The 5,414-nt window shown below is 72.9% G+C and carries 7 protein-coding genes and 1 pseudogene; 6 read left to right on the top strand and 2 right to left on the bottom strand.

What is annotated here, in order from left to right; all coding sequences use genetic code 11:
* From AC30N0_RS06435 to AC30N0_RS06415, 5 genes and pseudogenes are all read left to right on the top strand, one after another.
* Positions 1–216: pseudogene (locus AC30N0_RS06435) on the top strand (hypothetical protein); the annotation flags it as partial.
* Positions 213–842: a non-canonical purine NTP pyrophosphatase gene (locus AC30N0_RS06430; protein ID WP_489517098.1), complete on the top strand. Its 630-nt coding sequence runs from the start codon at positions 213–215 to the stop codon at positions 840–842. The pseudogene AC30N0_RS06435 and the gene AC30N0_RS06430, both read left to right, overlap by 4 nt.
* 89 nt (positions 843–931) lie before the next feature.
* Entirely contained in the window at positions 932–2,104 is a 1,173-nt protein-coding gene (gene hemW, locus AC30N0_RS06425) for a radical SAM family heme chaperone HemW (protein ID WP_489517099.1), read from the top strand.
* Between the two features lie 52 nt (positions 2,105–2,156).
* Positions 2,157–2,885, top strand: a complete 729-nt coding sequence (locus tag AC30N0_RS06420; protein ID WP_489517097.1) for a GGDEF domain-containing protein — start codon at positions 2,157–2,159, stop codon at positions 2,883–2,885.
* 28 nt (positions 2,886–2,913) lie between these two features.
* Positions 2,914–3,696, top strand: a complete 783-nt coding sequence (locus tag AC30N0_RS06415) for a P-loop NTPase (protein WP_489517096.1) — start codon at positions 2,914–2,916, stop codon at positions 3,694–3,696.
* 21 nt (positions 3,697–3,717) lie between these two features.
* On the opposite strand, the gene AC30N0_RS06410 is transcribed toward AC30N0_RS06415, so the two are convergent.
* Positions 3,718–4,386, bottom strand: coding sequence for a Smr/MutS family protein (locus AC30N0_RS06410; protein ID WP_489517095.1), 669 nt, complete (start codon positions 4,384–4,386; stop codon positions 3,718–3,720).
* On the bottom strand, positions 4,383–5,054 hold the full coding sequence (radC, locus tag AC30N0_RS06405; RefSeq protein ID WP_489517094.1) for a RadC family protein: 672 nt from the start codon (positions 5,052–5,054) through the stop codon (positions 4,383–4,385). The genes AC30N0_RS06410 and radC overlap by 4 nt, the downstream gene beginning before the upstream one ends.
* 74 nt (positions 5,055–5,128) lie before the next feature.
* Here radC and AC30N0_RS06400 point away from each other — a divergent pair.
* The coding region (locus AC30N0_RS06400) for an FKBP-type peptidyl-prolyl cis-trans isomerase (RefSeq protein WP_489517093.1) at positions 5,129–5,414 on the top strand (286 nt) is incomplete at its 3' end.

Here is a 5,414-nt window from a genome sequence, read left to right as displayed (position 1 = left end):
GTCGAGGATGCGGCCTGCGACACCGACATGAACGTGGTGATGACCTCGTCCGGCGGCTTCGTAGAGCTGCAGGGGACGGCCGAGGGCGCGACCTTCTCGCGTGCCGAGATGGACGCCCTGCTGGCCCTCGCCACCCGGGGCATCGGCGAGCTGGCCGCGGCCCCGCGCGCAGCCCTGGCGCGGCCGCTGCCGGGAGCGGCGGCGCCGCTGCGGTGAGGCTGGTCCTCGCGTCGGCCAACCCGGGCAAGCTGGCCGAGCTGCAGGCGCTCTTCGCGCCGCTCGGCCTCGAGATCGTCGCCCAGGGATCGCTCGGCATCGGCGAGGCCGCGGAGCCGCACGCCACCTTTCTCGAGAACGCGCTGGCCAAAGCGCGGCACGCGGCGCGCGCCGCCGGCACCGCGGCGATCGCCGACGACTCCGGCCTCTGCGTCGACGCCCTCGGCGGCGCACCGGGCGTGGCGTCGGCGCACTTCGCCCAGATCGAGGCGGCTCCATCGGCGGATCGGGAGGTGCAGCGGGGCAGCCAGGACGCGGCCAACAACGCGCTGCTGCTCGAGCGGATGGTCGGCACGGGCTCGAGACGGGCCCGCTTCGTCTCGGTGCTGATCGCGCTGCGCCACGGCGACGATCCCGAGCCGCTCGTCGCGGTCGGGCGCTGGCCGGGCGAGGTGCTCGAAGCACCGCGCGGCGGCGGTGGCTTCGGCTACGACCCGCTGCTCTTCGTGCCGGCGCTCGGCCGCACCGTGGCCGAGCTCGATCCATCGATGAAGAACCGGCACAGCCACCGGGCCCAGGCGGCGCGGCGCATGCTGGCCATGATGAAGGCGTCGTGGCCGCGCTGACCGGCCGCGTCGTGCCGGTCCCGGTCGTGGGTGCACCGGCGGCGAGCACCGCGCCGCAGGGAGACGTCGCCGAGCGCGTTGCCCGCTTCATGCGCACCGGGCCGCTGACGCTGGCGGCGCTGCCGCCGCTGTCGCTCTACGTGCACATCCCGTGGTGCCTGAAGAAGTGCCCGTACTGCGACTTCAATTCGCACGCGCTCCGCGATGGAGCGGGGCCGCCGGAGGCGCGCTATGTCGACGCCCTCGTCGCCGACCTCGAAGCGTCCTTGCCCCTGGTCTGGGGCCGGCGCGTGCACACCGTCTTCATCGGCGGCGGCACGCCGAGCCTGTTCTCGCCGAGCGCCATCGAGCGCCTGCTCGGCGCCATCCGCGCCCGCCTGCCGCTCGAGCCCGGCTGCGAGGTGACGCTCGAGGCCAACCCGGGCACCTTCGAGCGCGACCGCTTCCGTGCCTACGCCGCGGCGGGCGTGACGCGCCTGTCGATCGGCGTGCAGAGCTTCGACGACCGCAGCCTGGCCGCGCTCGGCCGGGTCCACGACGCGGCCCAGGCGCGCGCCGCGATCGACGAGGCCCGCGCCGCCTTCGCCACCTTCAACATCGATCTGATGTACGCGCTGCCGGGGCAGACGGCCGAGGCCGCCGCCGCCGACCTCGATGCAGCGCTGGCCTGCGCGCCGCCGCACCTGTCGATCTACCACCTGACCGTCGAGCCGAACACCTTCTTCGCCCGGCACCCACCGGCACTGCCCGACGACGACCTGGCCTTCGCCATGCTCGACGCGGTTGTCGAGCACACGGCCCGCACCGGCCTGCACCGCTACGAGGTCTCGGCCTTCGCCCGGGCAGGCCATCGGGCCCGCCACAACCTCAATTACTGGGAGTTCGGCGACTACCTCGGCATCGGTGCCGGGGCACACGGCAAGCTGAGTTTTCCGCACCGCGTCGTCCGCCAGGGGCGGCGCCGCGACCCGGCTGCCTACATGGCCGCGGCCGAGGCCGGGCGGGCCGTCGCGTCGGAGGTCGAGGTGAGCCGGGCCGACCTCGCCTTCGAGTTCATGCTCAACGCGCTGCGTCTTGCGGAGGGATTCGAGCTCGCCCGCTTCGGCGAGCGCACCGGCCTGCCGCCGTCGGCGATCGAGCGGCCGCTGGCCGAGGCGGAGCGGCGCGGGCTGATCGAGCGCGACCTGCAAGGGGTGCGGCCGACGCGCCGTGGCTTCGATTTCCTGAACGACCTGCAGCAGCTCTTCCTGCCCAATAGTTGACGCGTCGCCCGCAGGGCCGCTGCTAGACTGCCCCGAATTCGACAGCGACGACGTGCCCTCCAAGATCGACCCCACGTTCGGCAGCGCCTCGTCGCTCAGCCTCGAAGGCGCGCTGCAGTTGCTCGAGCAATCGGGGCACGTGCTCCCCGATCCGCTCCTCGCCGGGCAGGACGCCTGGCTGCAGGCGGTGGTCGACGGCCTGTGCCAGCTGTCGAGCCGCGATCCGCTCACCGGCCTGGCCAACCGCCGCCACTTCGAGCTGACGCTCGCCGGCGAGATCGACCGCGTCGCCCGGGTCGGCGAGGCGGCCCTGGTGCTGATGATCGACATCGACCACTTCAAGCGCGTCAACGATGCGCACGGGCATCAGTCCGGCGACCTGGTCCTGAAGGCGGTGGCCTCTTCGCTCAGCGACTGCGTGCGGCCGATGGACACGGTGGCGCGCTTCGGCGGCGAGGAGTTCGCGATGATCCTGCCGAACTGCGCGCCGTCGTTCGGGCAGGCCGTGGCCGAGCGCATCCGGCTCGGGGTCGCGTCGCGCACCATCCCGATCGGCGCCGGCGAGACCGTGGCCGTGACGGTCTCGATCGGCGGCGCCTTCGCGCCGCAGTGGGTGCGCTCGTCGACCGAGCTCTGGGTCGACCGCGCCGACCAGCATCTCTACCGCGCCAAGTCCGAAGGGCGCAACCGGGTCTGCCTCGAGCAGCCGCCGATGTCCTTCGTCAGCGCCGAGGAGAAGGGCCTGCTCTTCGGCACCTCACAGTTCCAGGAGCTCGAATGAACCCGGCCCCCACGACGCAGGACACCCCATGACGACACGGGCCCGGATCGTCGCGCTCACGAGCGGCAAGGGCGGCGTCGGCAAGACCTTCCTCTCGGCCAACCTCGCCGCGGCGCTGGCCCGGCGCGGCGACCGCGTGCTCGTGCTCGACGCCGACCTCGGCCTGGCCAACCTCGACGTCGTGCTGAACCTGCAGCCGAAGGTCACCCTGCACGACGTGTTCACGGGAACGGCGCTCCTCGATGCCGCCATCCTGCCGGCGCCGGGCGGCTTCTCGGCGCTGCTCGCCGGCTCGGGGCTGGTCGAGTATTCCCGCCTCACGTCGCAGGTCCGCGACCAGCTTCTCGATGTCGTCGAGCAGCTTGCGCCGCGCTTCGACTGGATCCTGCTCGACACCGGCGCCGGCATCTCCGACGTCGTCCTGCACGCGATCTCCCTCGCCGACGACGTGCTCGTCATCGCCTCGCCCGAGCCGACCTCGATGACCGATGCCTACGCGACGATCAAGGTGCTCGCCACCCAGCAGGCCCGGCGCGGCATCCTCGTCGTCGTGAACCAGGTCAGCTGCACCGGCGAGGGGCGGCGCGTGCGCAACCAGCTGCAGCTCGTCGCCGACCGCTTCGTCGTGCCGCACCTGGAGGTGCTTGCCGACCCGCTGCATCTCGAGTTCCTGGGCGAGATCCCGGTGGATCACTTCGTTCGCGACGCGGTGCAGCGGCGCCAGCTGCTTCTCGAGTGGATGCCGGGCTCGGTGGCGGCGACGGCCGTGGTTCACATCGCCGAGAAGCTCGCGGACAAGCTCGAGAAGTGACGCGCCCGCCGCGTGCGGCGTTCAGCCCCGCGGCCGCCCCGGGGCGGTCTGCAGCAGGACGACAAGCGCACCGTGACCGCCGTCGGAAGCGCGCGCATGGGTGAACGCCAGCACCTCCTGGCGCTGCACCAGCCACGACTTCACCTTCGCCTTGAGGACGGGCTCGCGGCCCGGCGACCCCAGGCCCTTGCCGTGCACGACGCGGACGCAGCGCAGGCCCCCCCGGGCGGCCTCGCGCAGGAAGTCGGCGAGCCGCTCGCGCGCCTCGTCGCGGCGCAGGCCGTGCAGGTCGACTTCGGCCTGCGTGACCCAGACGCCGCGGCGCAGCTTGCGGACGACGTCGGGGCCGACACCGCGCCGCCGGAAGGAGAGGTCGTCGTCGGTCTCGAGCAGCGACTCGACGTCGAACTCGTCGGAGATCGATTCGACCAGCACCGCCGCCTCGTCGCGTTCGCGCTGCCGGGCGATCGCCGGCGGGCGCGTCCGCAGCGGTGTGGCCAGCGCCGCCTTGCGCAAGGGCACGACGGTGCCGACGGCGTGGGCGAAGAGCTCGCGCTCGCGACGGTCGCGGGCGGCGCGCACGCGCTCCTCGGCCTCGGCCGCCTCCGCCGCCGCGCGCTTCTCGCGCAGGGCGGTGCGAAGCGCCGTCAGGTCGTGCAGGGCGTGCGGCTTGGCAGACGGCCGGCTCACAGCAGGCCCCGCTCGGCAAACGAGACGACGGCGCCGCGGCCGACCACCAGGTGGTCGAGCACGCGCACGTCGACGAGGGCCAGGGCGCTCTTCAGCGTCTGGGTCAGGAACTCGTCGGCGCGGGACGGCTCGGCTGCCCCGGACGGATGGTTGTGGGCGAGGATCAGCGAGGCGGCGCCGAGCTCGAGCGCGCGCTTGACGACCTCGCGCGGGTAGACGCTCGTCTGCGTCAGCGTGCCGCGGAACATCTCCTCGAGGCGCAGCAGCCGGCTCTGCGCATCGAGGAAGAGGATCGCGAAGACCTCGTGCTCGCGGCCGCCGAGCTGGAGCGAGACGTACTCCTTGACCCGTGCCGGCGAATCGAAGACCGGCCGCTCGGCCAGCTCGCTTGCGACCGACCGGCGCGCCAGCTCGAGGACGGCCGACATCTCGGCCCGCTTGGCCGGGCCCAGGCCCTTGACCTTCTCGAGCTGCTCGGGCGTCGCGTGAAGCAGGCCGGACAGGCCGCCGAAGGCAGCCAGCAGGGCTTCTGCCAGCTGCAGCACGCCGGTCCCCGGCAGCCCGGTGCGCAGGAGCAGGGCGACGAGCTCCGTGTCGGCCAGGGCCGCTGGCCCGAAGGCAAGCAGCTTCTCGCGCGGTCGGGCCGAAGCGGGGATGTCCTTGAACATGGCGGGCCGAGCCGCCGGCGAGGCCCGGCCGGCTCGTAAAATGAACCCCAGTCTATGCGCTCGAAAGTTACCGCTTGAATCTCGTCCGGCCTGGCTCCTTCCTGACCCTGCATTACCGCCTGCGAGGGCCCGACGGGGAGGCGTTCGTCGACACATTCGGCAGCCAGCCGGCCACGCTGTCGCTCGGCACCGGCGAGCTGGCCCCGGCGATGGAGGCGCGTCTGATCGGCCTGGCCGAAGGCGCGCGCGAGAGTTTCGAGCTGGCGCCGGACGAGGCCTTCGGCAGCCGCAACCCGGCGATGGTCCAGCGCGTGAAGCTGTCCTTGCTGCAAGAGTTCGGCGATGCCGGCGCCCGCTACG

The organism is Rhizobacter sp. (assembly GCF_031412495.1).
Lineage (GTDB): Bacteria > Pseudomonadota > Gammaproteobacteria > Burkholderiales > Burkholderiaceae_C > Schlegelella_A.
The sequence above is the reverse complement of the archived record's forward strand: the minus strand, read 5'-3'. Positions and strand labels throughout refer to the sequence as shown.